This window comes from Mycobacterium sp. Dal123C01 (genome assembly GCF_052566995.1).
Genome location: NZ_CP199580.1, coordinates 517687 through 533044, shown reverse-complemented (window position 1 = coordinate 533044; position 15358 = coordinate 517687). Strand labels below are relative to the sequence as shown.

General features: G+C 65.5%; 17 protein-coding genes. 11 read left to right on the top strand and 6 right to left on the bottom strand.

Annotated features, from left to right (window positions below; translation table 11 throughout):
• The first annotated feature begins 73 nt into the window (after window positions 1–73).
• From aceA to ACTXG5_RS02575, 3 genes are all read left to right on the top strand, one after another.
• Window positions 74–1360, top strand: a complete 1287-nt coding sequence (gene aceA / locus ACTXG5_RS02585) for an isocitrate lyase (RefSeq protein WP_445162207.1) — start codon at window positions 74–76, stop codon at window positions 1358–1360.
• 135 nt (window positions 1361–1495) lie between these two features.
• Window positions 1496–2359: a 3-hydroxybutyryl-CoA dehydrogenase gene (locus ACTXG5_RS02580; protein ID WP_445162206.1), complete on the top strand. Its 864-nt coding sequence runs from the start codon at window positions 1496–1498 to the stop codon at window positions 2357–2359.
• Between the two features lie 118 nt (window positions 2360–2477).
• Window positions 2478–3338 carry a cyclopropane mycolic acid synthase family methyltransferase gene (locus tag ACTXG5_RS02575; protein WP_445162205.1) on the top strand — a complete coding sequence of 287 codons (861 nt, stop codon included), beginning with the start codon at window positions 2478–2480 and terminating at the stop codon, window positions 3336–3338.
• Between the two features lie 76 nt (window positions 3339–3414).
• Here the strand turns inward: ACTXG5_RS02575 and pcaA are convergent, their stop codons facing one another.
• Both pcaA and ACTXG5_RS02565 read right to left on the bottom strand, forming a co-directional pair.
• Window positions 3415–4278 carry a cyclopropane mycolic acid synthase PcaA gene (gene pcaA / locus ACTXG5_RS02570; protein WP_445162204.1) on the bottom strand — a complete coding sequence of 288 codons (864 nt, stop codon included), beginning with the start codon at window positions 4276–4278 and terminating at the stop codon, window positions 3415–3417.
• 184 nt (window positions 4279–4462) lie between these two features.
• Window positions 4463–5164, bottom strand: coding sequence for a TetR/AcrR family transcriptional regulator (locus tag ACTXG5_RS02565; RefSeq protein ID WP_445164236.1), 702 nt, complete (start codon window positions 5162–5164; stop codon window positions 4463–4465).
• A gap of 136 nt (window positions 5165–5300) precedes the next feature.
• On the opposite strand from ACTXG5_RS02565, the gene ACTXG5_RS02560 reads away from it, so the two are divergent.
• The 6 genes from ACTXG5_RS02560 to deoC all read left to right on the top strand — a co-directional run bounded on the left by ACTXG5_RS02560 (window position 5301) and on the right by deoC (window position 9565).
• The gene (locus ACTXG5_RS02560) at window positions 5301–6680 is read left to right on the top strand and encodes a DUF445 domain-containing protein (RefSeq protein WP_445162203.1); all 1380 of its coding nucleotides are present in this window, start codon (window positions 5301–5303) and stop codon (window positions 6678–6680) included.
• An 87-nt stretch (window positions 6681–6767) separates the two neighbouring features.
• Window positions 6768–7175, top strand: coding sequence for a helix-turn-helix domain-containing protein (locus tag ACTXG5_RS02555; RefSeq protein ID WP_445162202.1), 408 nt, complete (start codon window positions 6768–6770; stop codon window positions 7173–7175).
• A gap of 305 nt (window positions 7176–7480) precedes the next feature.
• Window positions 7481–8086 carry a heparin-binding hemagglutinin gene (locus tag ACTXG5_RS02550; protein ID WP_445162201.1) on the top strand — a complete coding sequence of 202 codons (606 nt, stop codon included), beginning with the start codon at window positions 7481–7483 and terminating at the stop codon, window positions 8084–8086.
• A gap of 72 nt (window positions 8087–8158) precedes the next feature.
• Window positions 8159–8446: a DUF2516 family protein gene (locus ACTXG5_RS02545; RefSeq protein WP_445162200.1), complete on the top strand. Its 288-nt coding sequence runs from the start codon at window positions 8159–8161 to the stop codon at window positions 8444–8446.
• A gap of 4 nt (window positions 8447–8450) precedes the next feature.
• Window positions 8451–8900: a DUF2599 domain-containing protein gene (locus ACTXG5_RS02540; protein WP_445162199.1), complete on the top strand. Its 450-nt coding sequence runs from the start codon at window positions 8451–8453 to the stop codon at window positions 8898–8900.
• Complete coding sequence (deoC, locus tag ACTXG5_RS02535; RefSeq protein WP_445162198.1) at window positions 8897–9565, top strand: deoxyribose-phosphate aldolase; 669 nt, start codon at window positions 8897–8899, stop codon at window positions 9563–9565. The genes ACTXG5_RS02540 and deoC overlap by 4 nt, the downstream gene beginning before the upstream one ends.
• Before the next feature lie 9 nt (window positions 9566–9574).
• Here deoC and ACTXG5_RS02530 read toward each other — a convergent pair whose 3' ends face one another.
• From ACTXG5_RS02530 to ACTXG5_RS02520, 3 genes are read right to left on the bottom strand one after another with little or no spacing between them, the layout of a single operon-like run.
• Entirely contained in the window at window positions 9575–10582 is a 1008-nt protein-coding gene (locus ACTXG5_RS02530) for an LmeA family phospholipid-binding protein (RefSeq protein WP_445162197.1), read from the bottom strand.
• The gene (locus ACTXG5_RS02525; RefSeq protein ID WP_445162196.1) at window positions 10579–11421 is read right to left on the bottom strand and encodes a carbon-nitrogen hydrolase family protein; all 843 of its coding nucleotides are present in this window, start codon (window positions 11419–11421) and stop codon (window positions 10579–10581) included. Before ACTXG5_RS02525 ends, ACTXG5_RS02530 begins: the two co-directional genes overlap by 4 nt.
• 42 nt (window positions 11422–11463) lie before the next feature.
• Window positions 11464–11985: a DUF2505 domain-containing protein gene (locus ACTXG5_RS02520; RefSeq protein WP_445162195.1), complete on the bottom strand. Its 522-nt coding sequence runs from the start codon at window positions 11983–11985 to the stop codon at window positions 11464–11466.
• Between the two features lie 26 nt (window positions 11986–12011).
• Here ACTXG5_RS02520 and ACTXG5_RS02515 point away from each other — a divergent pair, with 26 nt between their 5' ends.
• Both ACTXG5_RS02515 and ACTXG5_RS02510 read left to right on the top strand, forming a co-directional pair.
• Window positions 12012–13112 carry a UDP-N-acetylmuramate dehydrogenase gene (locus ACTXG5_RS02515; protein ID WP_445162194.1) on the top strand — a complete coding sequence of 367 codons (1101 nt, stop codon included), beginning with the start codon at window positions 12012–12014 and terminating at the stop codon, window positions 13110–13112.
• A gap of 39 nt (window positions 13113–13151) precedes the next feature.
• A complete protein-coding gene (locus ACTXG5_RS02510) occupies window positions 13152–14510 on the top strand; it encodes a L,D-transpeptidase (RefSeq protein WP_445162193.1) in 1359 nt (452 codons plus the stop codon).
• Here ACTXG5_RS02510 and ACTXG5_RS02505 read toward each other — a convergent pair.
• Window positions 14494–15243 carry an SDR family NAD(P)-dependent oxidoreductase gene (locus tag ACTXG5_RS02505; protein ID WP_445162192.1) on the bottom strand — a complete coding sequence of 250 codons (750 nt, stop codon included), beginning with the start codon at window positions 15241–15243 and terminating at the stop codon, window positions 14494–14496. The two genes, ACTXG5_RS02510 and ACTXG5_RS02505, sit on opposite strands and share 17 nt — an antisense overlap.
• Window positions 15244–15358: the final 115 nt, after the last annotated feature.

The window sequence follows — 15358 nt, the reverse complement described above, 5'->3', positions numbered from 1 at the left end:
TTCAGCCTCCGGCTACCGCTCCGATAGCGGTATGGCGTTAACCGTTCACCGTTTGAGTTAAGGAGTAAGACCAATGTCTGTCGTTGGCACCCCGAAGAGCCCCGAGCAGATCCAGCACGACTGGGACACCAACCCGCGCTGGAAGAACATCACCCGTACCTACTCCGCCGAAGACGTCGTCGCCCTGCAGGGCAGCGTCGTCGAAGAGAACACCCTCGCCCGCCGTGGCGCGGAGGTGCTGTGGGAAGAGCTGCACGACCTGGAGTTCGTCAACGCGCTGGGCGCGCTGACCGGCAACATGGCCGTCCAGCAGGTGCGTGCCGGCCTGAAGGCCATCTACCTCTCGGGGTGGCAGGTCGCCGGTGACGCGAACCTCTCGGGCCACACCTACCCCGACCAGAGCCTGTACCCGGCCAACTCGGTGCCGCAGGTCGTCCGCCGGATCAACAACGCGCTGCTGCGCGCCGACCAGATCGCCAAGGTCGAGGGTGACCGGTCGGTGGAGAACTGGCTGGCACCGATCGTCGCCGACGGCGAGGCCGGCTTCGGTGGTGCGCTCAACGTTTATGAGCTACAGAAGGCGATGATCGCCGCAGGCGTCGCGGGGTCGCACTGGGAAGATCAACTCGCCTCGGAGAAGAAGTGCGGCCACCTGGGTGGCAAGGTGCTGATCCCGACCCAGCAGCACATCCGCACGCTGACCTCGGCCCGCCTGGCGGCCGACGTCGCCGACGTCCCGACCGTCGTGATCGCCCGCACCGACGCGGAGGCGGCCACCCTGATCACCAGCGACGTCGATGAGCGCGACCAGCCGTTCATCACCGGTGAGCGGACCAAGGAAGGGTTCTACCGGGTCCGCAACGGCCTCGAGCCGTGCATCGCGCGGGCCAAGGCCTACGCGCCGTACTCCGACCTGATCTGGATGGAGACCGGCACACCGGATCTCGAGCTGGCCGCCAAGTTCGCCGAGGGCGTCAAGTCCGAGTTCCCGGACCAGATGCTGGCCTACAACTGCTCGCCGTCGTTCAACTGGCGCAAGCACCTGGACGACGCCACCATCGCCAAGTTCCAGAAGGAGCTGGGCGCGATGGGCTTCAAGTTCCAGTTCATCACGCTGGCCGGCTTCCACGCGCTGAACTACTCGATGTTCGATCTGGCCTACGGCTACGCCCGCAACCAGATGACCGCCTACGTCGAGCTGCAGGAGCGCGAATTCGACGCCGAGGAGCGCGGTTACACCGCGACCAAGCACCAGCGTGAGGTCGGTGCCGGTTACTTCGACCGCATCGCCACCACGGTGGACCCGACGTCGTCCACCACCGCCCTGGTCGGCTCGACCGAGGAAGGTCAGTTTCACTGAGGACGAAGTGAAACCGACTGCTCAAGTCACTGAGCCCAGCTGCGCCAACTCGCGGCTGAAGTAGCATAGGCCCCGCCCGGCGATCCTGGGCGGGGCCTATTGCGGTGTAAGACAATACGACCGGAGAGAAACGCAGTGAGCGACACAGGGATTCAGCGGGTTGGGGTTGTCGGGGCCGGGCAGATGGGGGCCGGAATCGCCGAAGTCTCGGTCCGCGCCGGCGTCGCGGTCACGGTGTACGAGACCACCGAGGCACTGATCACGGCGGGACGAAACCGCATCGTGAAGTCGCTGGAGCGCGGCGTCAGCGCGGGCAAGGTCACCGAGCGTGAGCGTGACCGCGCGCTGAGCCAGCTCACCTTCACCACCGACCTCAAGGACCTCGCCGACCGCCAGCTGGTGATCGAGGCGATCATCGAGGACGAGGCCGTCAAGGCCGAGGTGTTCGCGAAACTCGACCAGGTGATCACCGATCCCGACGCGGTGCTGGCGTCGAACACCTCGAGCATTCCGATCATGAAGATCGCGGCGGCCACCAAGAGTCCCCAGCGCGTGCTGGGCCTGCACTTCTTCAACCCGGTGCCGGTCCTTCCGCTGGTCGAACTGGTCAGCACCTTGGTCACCGATGAAGCCGCCGCCGCTCGTACCGAAGAGTTTGCCAGTGCGGTGCTGGGCAAACAGGTGGTGCGCTGTTCGGATCGGTCCGGATTCGTGGTGAACGCGCTCTTGGTGCCGTATTTGCTGTCGGCCATCCGGATGGTGGAGGCGGGATTTGCGACGGTCGAAGACGTCGACAAAGCGGTCGTCGCCGGCCTGTCCCACCCGATGGGCCCGCTGCGCCTTTCGGATCTTGTTGGCTTGGACACACTCAAACTGATCGCGGACAAGATGTTCGAGGAATTCAAAGAACCGCATTACGGTCCGCCGCCGCTGCTGCTGCGGATGGTCGAGGCGGGCATCCTGGGCAAGAAGTCGGGTCGGGGCTTCTACACATACTGAGGACGTACTGGGGCCGGGTGCGTCGCTATCGGCGCGTCGTGTGCCGAGGGTCGGTGGCATCGACTCCGTTTATTGGATAAAATCCTCGCGATCCCCCGACGAGAGGTTTCGCACGAGCATGACCCAGTTGAGACCGTATTACGAGGAATCGCAATCGATCTACGATGTTTCCGACGAGTTTTTCGCGTTATTCCTAGACCCGACCATGGGCTACACGTGCGCGTATTTCGAGCGTGACGACATGACGCTGGAAGCGGCCCAGAACGCGAAGTTCGACCTGGCGCTGGGCAAGCTCAACCTCGAGCCCGGGATGACGCTGCTCGACATCGGCTGCGGCTGGGGCGGAGGGCTGGCGCGCGCGATCGAGAAGTTCGACGTCAACGTCATCGGAATCACGCTGAGCCGCAACCAATTCGAGTACAGCAAGGCCAAGCTGTCCAAGATTCCCACCGACCGCACCGTTGAGGTGCGGCTGCAGGGCTGGGAGGAGTTCGAGGACCGAGTCGACCGAATCGTTTCGATCGGCGCCTTCGAAGCATTCAAGCTGGAGCGGTACGCCGCGTTCTTCGACCGCGCCTACAACGTTCTTCCCGACGACAGCCGGATGTTGCTGCACACAATTTTGACGTATCAATGGCAAGAGATGCCCGCACGCGGCATCAAGCTGACGATGCGCGACATTCGATTCGCGCGGTTCATCGGCACGGAGATTTTCCCGGGCGGACAGTTGCCGGCGCAGGAAGACATTTTCAAATTCAGCCAGGACGCCGGATTTTCAGTCGAAAGAGTGCATTTGCTGCAAGAGCACTATGCGCGAACGCTGAACATCTGGGCCGCCAATCTTGAGGCCAACAAAGAGCAGGCCATTGCCATCCAATCCCAAGAGGTCTACGACCGCTATATGCACTACTTGACGGGATGCGAGGACTTCTTCATCAAGGGCATCAGCAACGTGGGGCAGTTCACCCTCGTGAAGTAGGCGGGCGGTGGGCTGATGTCACCGCGACGTCAGCCCCATCGCCATTCCGTTGCCGGGGTGCCGGCAGTGAGTTGGATTACTTTTCCAGCGAGAACTGGTTGACGTCGGTGTAGCCCTGGCGGAACAGCTTCGCGCAGCCGGTCAGGTACTTCATGTAGCGGTCGTAGACCTTTTCCGACTGGATCGCGATAGCGGTGTCCCTATTCGCCTCCAGCGCGGCGGCCCACATGTCCAGGGTGCGCGCGTAGTGCAGCTGCAAGGACTGGGTCCGGGTGAGCTTGAAGCCGGCGTCGGAAGCATGCTCTTCCACCAACGGGGGGGTGGGCAGCCAGCCGCCCGGGAAGATCTCGGCCAGGATGAACTGCGTGAAGTGAACGACTTCGTGGGTCAGTGGCAGGCCCTTTGCCCTGGCGTCCTTGAACGGGGGGCGCACGATGGTGTGCAGCATCATCACGCCGTCGGCCGGCAGCACCGAGTACGCCATCTCGAAAAAGCGGGCCCACCGCGAGCGGCCGAAGTGCTCGAATGCGCCGATCGAAACGATCCGGTCGACCGGCTCGTCGAACTTCTCCCAGCCCTCCAACAACACCCGCCTGGTCCGCGGGGTGTCCAGCTGATCGAACGTCTTCTGAACGTGCTCGGCCTGGTTCTCGGACAATGTCAGGCCCACGACGTTGACGTCGTATTTTTCGATGGCCCGCCGCAGGGTGGCACCCCAGCCGCAGCCGACATCCAGCAGCGTCATCCCGGGCTCGAGCCGCAACTTGGACAGCGACAGGTCGATCTTGGCGAGCTGCGCTTCCTGCAGGGTCATGTCGTCCCGCTCGAAGTACGCGCAGCTGTACGTCTGGGTGGGGTCCAGAAAGAGCCGGAAGAAGTCGTCAGACAGGTCGTAGTGCGCTTGCACGTTGCCGAACTGCGGGGTGAGCTGCACGGACATAACGCAAAGGAGCCTTTCTTTATCCCGGAGGCGCAGACGAATCGGCAGGGGATGCGCGTCGACCTCCGGTGCATGCCCTCTGCATGCTATCGGGTTGGACCGGCACGGGTGATGTGAGCGGCCGTGACATAGGGTCACACGCGAATGGTGGAATCCACAAAACGTGGGGGACGCCAGCGGCCTTTCAGAGCTCTCGCGGCGGCACAATCGGCGAGGGATGCGGCTCCTCGCGGAATTTGTCCAGCGAGCCGCCGACTTCGACAATTCCGCACAGCGCATTCCAGCTGAGCATTGTCAGGTAGTCGATCAATTCGTCTCTGGTCATCCGCGGGTTCGACATCCACGAGTGTGTGGCCAATTGCACACCGCCGACGATCAAGTACGACCACGGCTCCGCGCCGCCGGTGTCCACCCCGGCCTGGATCATGCGGCGCCGCATCATCACCGCGATCATGCGGGCGATGATCCGCTCGGAGTCGGCGATCACTTTGCTTTTGCTGGCCGAGCTGTTCGCCATCACGAACCGGTACGGCTCCGGTTCATCCGCCACGGTGTCGACGTAGACGCGGAGGACCGCGCGGGTCAGGTCGATGCCATCGAGATTCGACGACAGCGCCGCGGCCATGTTCGGAATCAGCGTGGTCTGCGCGATCCGGCGCATCACGGCGGTCGTCAAGTCGTTCTTGTCGACGAAGTAGCGGTACAGAACCGTCTTGGACACGCCGATCTCGGCGGCGATCTCGTCCATGCTCAGGTAGCGGCCGAGTCGGCGAATCGCGTCGATCGTGCCGTCGACCAACTCATTGCGGCGCTCCACCTTGTGTTGGTGCCAGCGCCGCTTACGGCCGTCCGTCTTAACGATCACAGCCGGGATTTGATCTGCCACCATCGACATTCCCATTCCCTAGACGCCCCCGATAGTACGGCGTTGGGGAGTCGTTTTGGCGGATGGGACGCCTCGGGAGGGGGGTCCATCAACCGTGTAGTAACACTAACTGGCCCGCGCGATACATGATGGTGGGGTGGTACACAGAGCCTCACCAGGCGCCGAGGCATCGGGCTCGGCCGCTTCGCGGCCGGAGCCGACCGTGTCCTCGGCCACGGCGGGCCGGCCCCACACGTCCCTCGCGGAATCATTCGCTGGAGCCGATCCGGACGCGGACGCGCAACGGCAGGTGGGGCTGCGCCGGATGAAATTGGTGGCACTGAGCTTTCTGGTCGGTGCGACTGTCGTGTTCCTCGCCTGCCGGTGGGCGCAGGCGCACGGCAGCGTCGGCGCCTGGGTCGGCTATGTCGGCGCGGCCGGCGAAGCCGGCATGGTGGGTGCCCTCGCGGACTGGTTCGCAGTGACCGCGCTGTTCAAGCACCCGCTGGGCATACCGATCCCGCACACCGCGATCATCAAGCGGAAGAAGGACCAGCTCGGCGAGGGACTGGGAACCTTCGTGCGGGAGAACTTCCTCTCGTCGGCGGTGGTGGAGACCAAGCTGCGCGACGCCCAGGTGCCCGGTCGGCTCGGCAAGTGGTTGTCGGAACCCTCGCATGCGGAGCGGGTGGCGGGCGAGGCCGCGACGGTGCTGCGAGTGCTCGTCGAGTTGCTGCGTGACGAGGACGTCCAGCAGGTGATCGACCGGATGATCGTGCGCCGCATCGCCGAACCCCAGTGGGGGCCGCCGGTGGGCCGGGTCCTGTCGACGCTGCTCGCCGAGCACCGACAGGAAGCCCTCATTCAATTGCTTGCCGACCGGGCGTTTCAATGGTCATTGAATGCGGGCGAGATCATCCAGCGAGTGGTCGAGCGTGACTCACCGACGTGGTCGCCCCGATTCGTCGACCATCTCGTCGGCGACCGCATCCACCGTGAATTGATGGACTTCACCGATAAGGTGCGCCGCAACCCCGATCACGAATTGCGCCGTTCGGCGACCCGCTTCCTGTTCGAATTCGCCGACGATCTGCAGCACGACCCGGATACCATCGCCCGCGCCGAAACGGTCAAAGGGCAGCTGATGGCGCGCGATGAAATCGCCACTGCGGCGGCGACGGCGTGGAAGACGCTGAAACGGTTGGTGCTCGAGGGCGTCGACGATCCGTCCAGTGCGTTGCGCAGCCGCATCGCCGACGCCGTCGTGAATATCGGGGAGTCATTGCGCGACGACGCCGAGCTGCGCGACAAGGTCGACAATTGGATAGTGCGGGCGGCCCAGCATCTGGTCTCGCAGTATGGAATCGAGATCACCGCGATCATCACCGACACGATCGAACGCTGGGATGCCGATGAGGCGAGCCGGCGGATCGAATTGCACGTGGGCCGCGACTTGCAATTTATTCGGATCAACGGCACCGTGGTGGGCTCGCTGGCGGGCCTGGTCATCTACACGGTGGCACAGCTCTTTTTCTAGGGGTGCTAACTACTGCTTGCAATTGCAAGCACATGTCCGTAGGCTCTTAATTTGTCAAGGTAGGCCATCGGACCCAAGGAGCATGCAATGCCACCGGAGGAGACGCTCTCCGCCAAGGTGTCCACGGCCGCCTCCGACATCGGCAGTTTCATCAGAAGCCAGCGTGAACTCGCCCAGGTCTCGGTGCGACAACTTGCCGAACTGGCCGGTGTCAGCAATCCCTACCTGAGCCAAGTTGAGCGCGGCCTGCGCAAACCGTCTGCCGACGTGCTCAGTCAGATCGCCAAAGCGCTGCGGGTTTCCGCCGAGGTCCTCTACGTGCGGGCCGGAATTCTCGAGCCGAGCGACAAAAGCCAGGTGCGTGACGCCATCATCACCGACACGGCGATCACCGAGCGCCAGAAGCAGATCCTGCTAGACATCTACGCCTCATTTGCCCAGCAAAAAGAATCCAGCCACGAGGAGTGTCCGACCGAAACCGATAGTCACGAGTGATTGGCCCGGCCGGGCCGGCTCAGCTGCGTATTCGCCTGGGTCTGGGTTGGTGACGTATATCCCAGCGGCCGTCGGGTTACTCAGAAGGGAAGGTTCCACTGATTCCCAGGCGCGGCGCCTGCGCTGATACGCACTCGATCGTCAACCCGACCCGACCAACCAGGAGGTTTCCCGGCAAGTCGCGTGCCATGTCAATCCACGGGTCTTGACTACTCCTCGCCAGAGGAGCCGACGCTTGCCCCGACTTCCAACCAAAACACCACAAACCACTGATAACGAAAAACCCAACCATGAAAGGAAACACCATGGCTGAAAACACGAACATCGAAGAATTGCGGGCACCGTTGCTCGCGGCCCTGGGCGCAGCAGACCTGGCCCTGGCCACCGTCAACGAGCTGCTCACCGGCCTGCGTGAGCGCGCAGAAGACACCCGCACCGACACCCGCAGCCGCGTCGAGGAGAGCCGTGCTCGCCTGGCCAAGCTGCAGGACGACCTGCCCGAGCAGTTCACCGAGCTGCGCGAGCGGTTCACCCCCGAGGAGCTGCGCAAGGCAGCCGAGGGCTACCTGGACGCCGCGACCAACCGCTACAACGAGCTGGTCGATCGGGGCGAGGCTGCGCTGCAGCGGCTGCGCAGCCAGCGGCCGTTCGAGGAGACCACGGCGCGCGCCGAGGGCTACGTCGACCAGGCCGTCGAGCTGACCCAGGAGGCGCTGGGCACCGTGGCGTCGCAGACCCGCGCGGTCGGCGAGCGTGCGGCCAAGCTGGTCGGCATCGAGCTGCCCAAGAAGGCCGAGTCGGCCAAGGCGGCGGCGAAGAAGGCCACGGCCAAGAAGGCTCCCGCCAAGAAGGCCCCGGCCAAGAAGGCCCCGGCCAAGAAGTCGGCTGCCAAGAAGGTCACCCAGAAGTAGTTCGAACTCCGAGTTGCCCTGCGGGGCAACTCGGATTCGACGTTTCCGACGGCGCCCGCATACCCTTATGGCGTGAGCCAAGTCGTGGGTACCGTCATGTTGGTTCTGCAGATCGCCGTCCTGGTGATGGCCGTGTACGCGTTCATCCACGCAGCGATGCAGCGGTCCGATGCGTATACCGCCGCGGAGAAGCTGACCAAGCCGGTGTGGCTGGTGATCCTGGGCCTCGCCGTGGCGTTGACGTCCATTCTGAGCTTCGTTTTCGGCGTGCTCGGAATGGCGATCTCGGCCTGCGCGGCTGGTGTGTATCTGGTCGATGTCCGGCCCAAACTTCTGGAAATTCAGGGTAAGTCGCGCTGACGCGATGAAGGCCCTGCTGGTCGTGCCGGCGGCGGTTGTCGCCCTGCTGGGCTTGGTGTCCGCGACGGGCGTCGCCGTGGCCGAACCTGGCACCGGCCAAGTCGATCCCTCCGGCCCCTCGTATTCGCCGCCGTTCGTCGATCACACCGAATGGATGCAGTGGGGACGGCTGACCAGTCTGCGGGTCTTTCCGACACCGTCCGGGCGGCTGGCCTCCAGGCAACCCGGGACGGCGGGTCCGGCCGACGAGGCCTGGGGCGAGGTGCTGGCGATGGCGCCGGACGCCGCCGGCCCCGGCATGCGGGCACAATTCATCTGCCACTGGCAGTTCGCCGAAATGGCGCAACCCGGCAAGACCAGCTGGAACCTCGAGCCGTGGCGGCCCGTCGTCGACGACGCCGAGATGTTCGCATCCGGCTGTAATCCCGGCGGCCCGGAAGAACCGCTCTCGTGACGCCCAGTCGCGCGGAGCTGGCCGCGCTCGTCGACCACACCTTGCTCAAACCCGAGGCCACCGAGGCTGATGTGGTCGCGCTGGTGGACGAAGCCGCCGCCCTGGGTGTCTACGCGGTGTGCGTATCGCCGTCGATGGTGCCGGTCGCCGTGGCGGCCGGCGGCGTGCGGGTCGCTGCGGTGGCCGGCTTTCCGTCAGGCAAGCACGTGCCGGCGGTCAAGGCGCAAGAGGCCGCCCAGGCGGTGGCATCCGGTGCCAGCGAAGTCGACATGGTCATCGATGTCGGTGCTGCGTTGGCCGGGGAGCTGGACGCAGTGCGCTCCGATATCGCCGCGGTGCGCGCAGCGGTGCCCGACGTCGTGCTCAAGGTGATCGTGGAATCGGCTGTGTTGTTGGGCGATTCGGAGGGGCGCACGCTGGTCGAGGTGTGTCGCGCCGCCGAGGATGCAGGTGCGGACTTCGTCAAAACCTCGACCGGATTTCACCCCGCGGGCGGGGCGTCGGTGCGGGCCGTCGCGCTGATGGCCGGGACTGTCGGCGGTCGCCTCGGGGTCAAAGCCAGCGGCGGGATTCGCACCGCCGCCGACGCGCTCGCGATGCTGGATGCCGGTGCGACCAGGCTCGGCCTGTCCGGCACTCGGGTAGTCCTCGACGGGCTCAGCTAGAGCCGGCGCCTAGATGTTGGCGAAGCAGGAGTCGTTGTTGTCGCCGGCGGGAATGGCCGCGTTCTGCGTGGAGAAGTGGCTCGTCACGCCGGTAGGCGTCACCTGCACGCTGTCCGCGTGAATACCCAACGGGTAGTTGCCGGTCAGTTTCGCCGTGTACGCGTCCAGCGTCGACTGCACGCTCTCTCTTGGCATCGTGAAGCCGAGCGCGTTAAAGCTCTGAATCTGTAACTGAATCCCGTTGCCGGACACCACCGGTTTGGTCGTGATGTTATCCAACATTCCCTTCAGCTCGATCGTGCCGTCAGCGGGGTGGGTGGTCACGCTGTTGGTGACGAAGGGCCCGAGAACCGGTATCGCGTTCTGTACCGACTCCTTGATGCCATCGCTGGTCCAGGTGATGGTCGCATCGAGCGAGCCGATGGTGCCCTTGGATGAGGAGTTACCCCCGAGCTTGACGTCCTTGATGCTGAGGTCGATCTTCATCCCCTTGGCTTCGCGGATTTGGTTGCCCGCCGTCGACACCGAGATATTGGTGAAATGCTGCGTCGCGAGCTGCCACAGCAGCAGCGGCGCTACACCGAACGACGCCGTGGCCTGATCCTGGAGCTCGCATGCCACCGCCTCTGCCACCTTGGTGTCGGCCACGTGGCGGGCGTACAGCTCGCCGCCGATCAGCCCCGCGACGACCAGCGAAACCACGATGACGCAGATCAGAACGATGGATAGTGGGTCGCGAAGTCTTTTCTTCTTCGCCGGAGCCGGCTCTGCGCTGGGGGCGGCAATCCGCTCGGTGGGCGCCGGCGGAACGGGCGGCGGCGGGTAGCCGGCCTGCTGGGTGTCCGCGACGGGCGGGTATGGCGGCTGAGCCGCGGCGTTCTGCGGCGGTTGGGCCGCATCGCCGGTGTGTATCCGCTCGGTCGGGCGCTCAGTGGGAGGTGGCCCGAACGGACCTTGATCCCCGGGACGAGCCCACGACGACGGGCCCTCGTTCGGTGGTCCTTGCGGGTTCGTCACCCAACCGATTCTGCCCTATCGCTACGAGCAAAGTCGGACTGGTTGCGCAGCACCGCGATGCTGTCCCGGGCCTTGGAGACCTTGTCGACGTCGATGTCGGCGACCACGAGTTCCGGCCGGCCGCCGGCCGACGCGACCACTTCGCCCAACGGTGAGGCCACCAGGCTGCCGCCGACCCCCGTCGGGGCACCCGAGGCGGGCCCCGAGCCGGCCAGCGTGTCACCGGGATCGGCCTGACCTGCCGCGGCCACGTAGCTCATCGAGTCCAGCGCGCGGGCGCGGGCCAGTAGCGTCCACTGCTCGAGTTTTCCGGCACCCGAACCCCAGGACGCGCAGACGGTAATGAGTTGGGCGCCGCGCCGAGCGAGCTCGGTATAGAGCTCCGGAAAGCGGATGTCATAGCAAACGGTCAACCCCACCCCGACCCCGTCGACCGTGATCACCACCGGTTCGCGGCCGGGCGCGACGGTCCGCGACTCGGTGAAGCCGAAGGCGTCGTAGAGATGGATCTTGTCGTAGTGGGTGTCCGGCTGGTTGGGAGTGCCCGGCCCGGCCGCGATCAGCGTGTTTGTCACTCGCCCGTCACCGGCCGGGGTGAACATACCGGCAATCACCGTGACGCCGGAGTCGGTCGCGATCCGCCGGACACCGTCGGCCCACGGCCCGTCGACGGGCTCGGCGATCGGTCCCAGTGGAACGCCGAACCGGCACATGGTCGCTTCGGGAAACACCACCAGCGTCGCGCCGGCGTCGGCGGCCCGGCCGGTGTAATCGCGCACCTGCTGCAGATTCGTCGCCGGATCGCTGCCACTGAGCATTTGGGCCAACGCGATTCGCATGGGTTCAGCGTAGAAGCGGATCCCGCCGGGCGCTTCCGTCGGTCAGGCGTTGTTGGTCAGCCACTCCGTGGTGAAGCGTTGTTCTCTGCTCACCAGCTCGGCCAGGTGGGTACCGATGATGTTCTCCACCTTGCCGCCGATCAGGGGGATCCGTACCTGAATGGTGACCCGGAACGTCAGGCGGGCGCCGCCCGCAGCGATAGGTGACAGCTCGGCGGTGCCCGAAACGTTCACCGGAGTGTCCACGATCGAGCCGTTGATCCACGCCGTTGCGGTGCCGTTGGTGACCGGCCCCCACGTCTCTTCGCGTCGGAAATAGAGATCGCCCCGGTGCAGCTGGGTGACCATGGCCGGCAGGTTGTGGCTGTGCACTTCCTGCAGCGTCACCACTTCGATGGTGCCGTCGTCCCCGGATTCACCACCGACCCGGATGGACTCCAGCCGCGCCTCGTCGACCGGGATGTCGGCCAGTCTGGCCCGCCAGTAACCCACGTCACCGAACGCCCGATGAAGTTCTTCGACGCTGCCCAGGTAATCCGCGGACAAGTCGAATGAGCGGGGCATAGCAGGTCAGGCTACCGTTACGGGCCATGAAAGCCAGCGATGCCGGATCGCTGTTCGCGGGTGCGCGCGTCGCCGACGCGGTGCCGTTGGTGCCGTTGACGACTTTGCGGGTGGGACCGGTCGCGCGCCGCCTGATTACCTGCACCACCAGCGAACAAGTTGTCGCTGTGTTGACCGAGCTGGACTCGGCACACCGCGGCGGCGACGGCGGGTCGGTGGTGGTGTTAGCCGGTGGCTCCAACCTGGTGATCGCCGATGACCTGACCGACCTCACCGTGGTGCAGTTGGCCACTCGCGGGATCACCATCGACGGCAACCTGGTGCGTGCCGAGGCCGGCGCGGTCTGGGACGACGTGGTGGTTGCGGCCGTCGAGCACGGTCTGGGCGGGCTGGAATGTCTGTCCGGCATCCCGGGATCGGCCGGCGCCACCCCCGTGCAGAACGTCGGAGCCTACGGCGCCGAAGTGTCGGACACCATCACCCGCGTCCGGGTGCTGGATCGCCGCGGCGGCGCGGTGCGCTGGATACCCGGCGGCGAGCTGGGCTTCGGCTATCGCACCAGCATGTTCAAACGGGCCGGGGGTGAGCGGGTCCCCGGCGTCGTCCTGGAAGTGGAGTTCGCGCTGGACGAATCGGGCCGCAGTGCGCCCTTGCGCTACGGCGAGCTCACGGCGGCACTCAATGCGACCAGCGGTGAGCGTGCCGACCCACGCGCGGTTCGCGAGGCGGTGCTGGCCCTGCGGGCCCGCAAGGGCATGGTGCTCGACCCGGCCGACCACGACACCTGGAGCGTGGGTTCGTTTTTCACCAACCCGGTCGTTGCGCCAGACGTCTACGAATCGCTGGCCGCCCGGACCGACGGGCCGGTGCCGAACTATCCGGCCCCTGACGGCGTCAAGTTGGCGGCCGGCTGGCTGGTGGAGCACGCGGGCTTCGGCAAGGGCTATCCGGACGACCCGTCGGCGCCGTGCCGGTTGTCCACCAAGCATGCGCTTGCTCTGACCAACCGCGGCAACGCCTCCACCGCGGACGTGTTGACGCTGGCGCGCACCGTCCGCGACGGGGTCCGCGACGTGTTTGGCATCACACTGGAACCCGAGCCTGTCCTGCTGGGCTGCGGGCTGTAGGGGTAATTCGGGTGCGGCAGCACCCGGCACCGCCTCGTCGTGGCGGGGAGGATGTCGTTCCTGCCGGTATCTTTTAATATCGTGAGCACCTCCAGCACCCCGCCGCCGCTTAACCGGCGTGTGGCTTTGACAGCCCTCGGGCTGGGTGTGTTCGCCCCGAGCGTTCTGGCCGCCTGCAGCGGCACCGTGACCAAGCAAGCGCAGAAGAATAAAGAGCAGTCGGCGCCGAATCTGAAATACCAGCCCGCCGATGCTGCCAACGATGTGGTTCCCATCGCGCCGGTCAGCGTGGTGGTCAGCGATGGCTGGTTTCAGAAGGCGGCGTTGACGAACTCGTCCGGCAAGACCGTTGCCGGAGCGTTCAACCAGGATCGCACCGTCTACACGACGACCGAGCCGCTGGGCTACGACACGAGCTATAGCTGGAGCGGGTCGGTCGTGGGCCACGACGGCAAGTCGGTTCCGGTCACCGGCAAGTTCACCACCGTGACACCCAGCAAGAAGATCGGCGGCTCATTCCAGCTGGCCGACGGCCAGACCGTCGGGGTCGCCGTGCCGATCATCATCCAGTTCGACGCACCGATCAGCGACAAGGCCGCCGTCGAAAAAGCGCTGACCGTCACCACCAACCCGCCCGTCGAGGGCAGTTGGGCCTGGCTGCCCGACGAGCAGCAAGGCGCCCGCATCCACTACCGCACCCGCGAGTACTACCCGGCGGGCACCACCGTCAACGTCGAGGCCAAGTTCTACGGACTGCCGTACGGCGACGGTGCGTTCGGCTCCGATGACATTTCGTTGCGCTTTCAGATCGGCCGGCGGCAGGTGGTCAAGGCCGAGGTGACGTCGCACCGCATTCAGGTCGTCACCGATGCCGGCGTCATCATGGACTTCCCCTGCAGCTACGGGGAGGCGGACAAGGCTCGCAACGTCACCCGCAACGGCGTCCACGTGGTCACCGAGAAGTATTCGGACTTCTACATGTCCAACCCGGCCGCCGGCTACACCAACGCCCACGAACGCTGGGCGGTGCGGATCTCCAATAACGGCGAGTTCATCCACGCCAACCCCTCGAGCTCGGGCGCACAGGGCAATACCAACGTCACCAACGGCTGCGTCAACCTGTCGACCGAAGACGCCCAGCAGTACTTCGGCTCCGCGATCTACGGGGACCCGGTCGAGGTGACCGGCAGCACGATCCAGTTGTCCTACTCCGACGGCGACATCTGGGACTGGGCCGTGGACTGGGACACCTGGGTGGCCATGTCGGCGCTGCCCCCGCCGAACGCGCATCCGCCGGCCAGTCACATCCCCGTCACCGCGCCGGTGACGCCGTCGACTGCCCCCAGTTTGTCGGGGACGCCGACCACGACGACAACGTCGCCTAGCCCTGGCGGTTAAACCGCATCGTGGTGGCTTGGTCCCGCGGCTTGACCACGATCAGGTCCAAGTCGACGTGGGATGGCCGCGACGCCACGAACCCGATTACCTCGGCCACGTCGGTCGCCGTCAGCGGCGTGATGCCGCTGTACACCGAGTCCGCGCGCTGCTGATCGCCGTCGAAGCGGACCAGCGAGAACTCGGTTTCGACTGCGCCCGGGGCGATTTCGGTGAGCCGCACCGGCTTTCCGAGCAACTCGCCGCGTAGCGTGCGGTGCAGCGCGCCCTGGGCGTGCTTGGCCGCCGCGTAGCCGGCGCCGCCGTCGTAAACGTCGAGCGCGGTGACCGAGGTGACGGTGACGATGAGGCCGTCGCCGGAGTCGACCAGCTTGGGTAGCAGCGCGCGGGTCACGCGCAGCGTGCCAAGCACGTTGGTCTCCCACATCCACCGCCAGTGCTCGAGGTCGGCGTCGGCGACGGGCTCCAATCCGCGAGCGCCTCCGGCGTTGTTGACCAGCACATCGACCCGGCTCAATTTGCCGGCCAGTGCCTCGACCGCCTGGTCGTCTGTGACGTCAGCCACAATTGCGGTGCCGTCGATCTCGTTTGCCAGGGCAGTTATCCGGTCTGCGCGGCGTGCCACCGCTACGACGTGAAACCCAAGGGCGGCAAGGTTTTTGGCGGTCGCCTCGCCGATCCCGGAACTGGCACCGGTGATCACCGCCACCCGTTGATGCGCGTTAGCTGAAGTCACCGAGCCAACTCTAATAAACGTGCTAAATTTCTCGTGTGCACCACAGCGCCAAGTTCAACAACACCGCCGCGTGTCTTTGCGCGGCATGTGCGTGTTGTTGCCGCGCACTTTGCCG

Coding starts and splice junctions, on each gene's coding strand:
- aceA (WP_445162207.1), top strand. CDS start 74: ATGTCTGTCGTTGGCACCCCGAAGAGCCCCGAGCAGATCCAGCACGAC.
- ACTXG5_RS02575 (WP_445162205.1), top strand. CDS start 2,478: ATGACCCAGTTGAGACCGTATTACGAGGAATCGCAATCGATCTACGAT.
- pcaA (WP_445162204.1), bottom strand. CDS start 4,278: ATGTCCGTGCAGCTCACCCCGCAGTTCGGCAACGTGCAAGCGCACTAC.
- ACTXG5_RS02555 (WP_445162202.1), top strand. CDS start 6,768: ATGCCACCGGAGGAGACGCTCTCCGCCAAGGTGTCCACGGCCGCCTCC.
- ACTXG5_RS02550 (WP_445162201.1), top strand. CDS start 7,481: ATGGCTGAAAACACGAACATCGAAGAATTGCGGGCACCGTTGCTCGCG.
- ACTXG5_RS02540 (WP_445162199.1), top strand. CDS start 8,451: ATGAAGGCCCTGCTGGTCGTGCCGGCGGCGGTTGTCGCCCTGCTGGGC.
- ACTXG5_RS02525 (WP_445162196.1), bottom strand. CDS start 11,421: ATGCGAATCGCGTTGGCCCAAATGCTCAGTGGCAGCGATCCGGCGACG.
- ACTXG5_RS02520 (WP_445162195.1), bottom strand. CDS start 11,985: ATGCCCCGCTCATTCGACTTGTCCGCGGATTACCTGGGCAGCGTCGAA.
- ACTXG5_RS02515 (WP_445162194.1), top strand. CDS start 12,012: ATGAAAGCCAGCGATGCCGGATCGCTGTTCGCGGGTGCGCGCGTCGCC.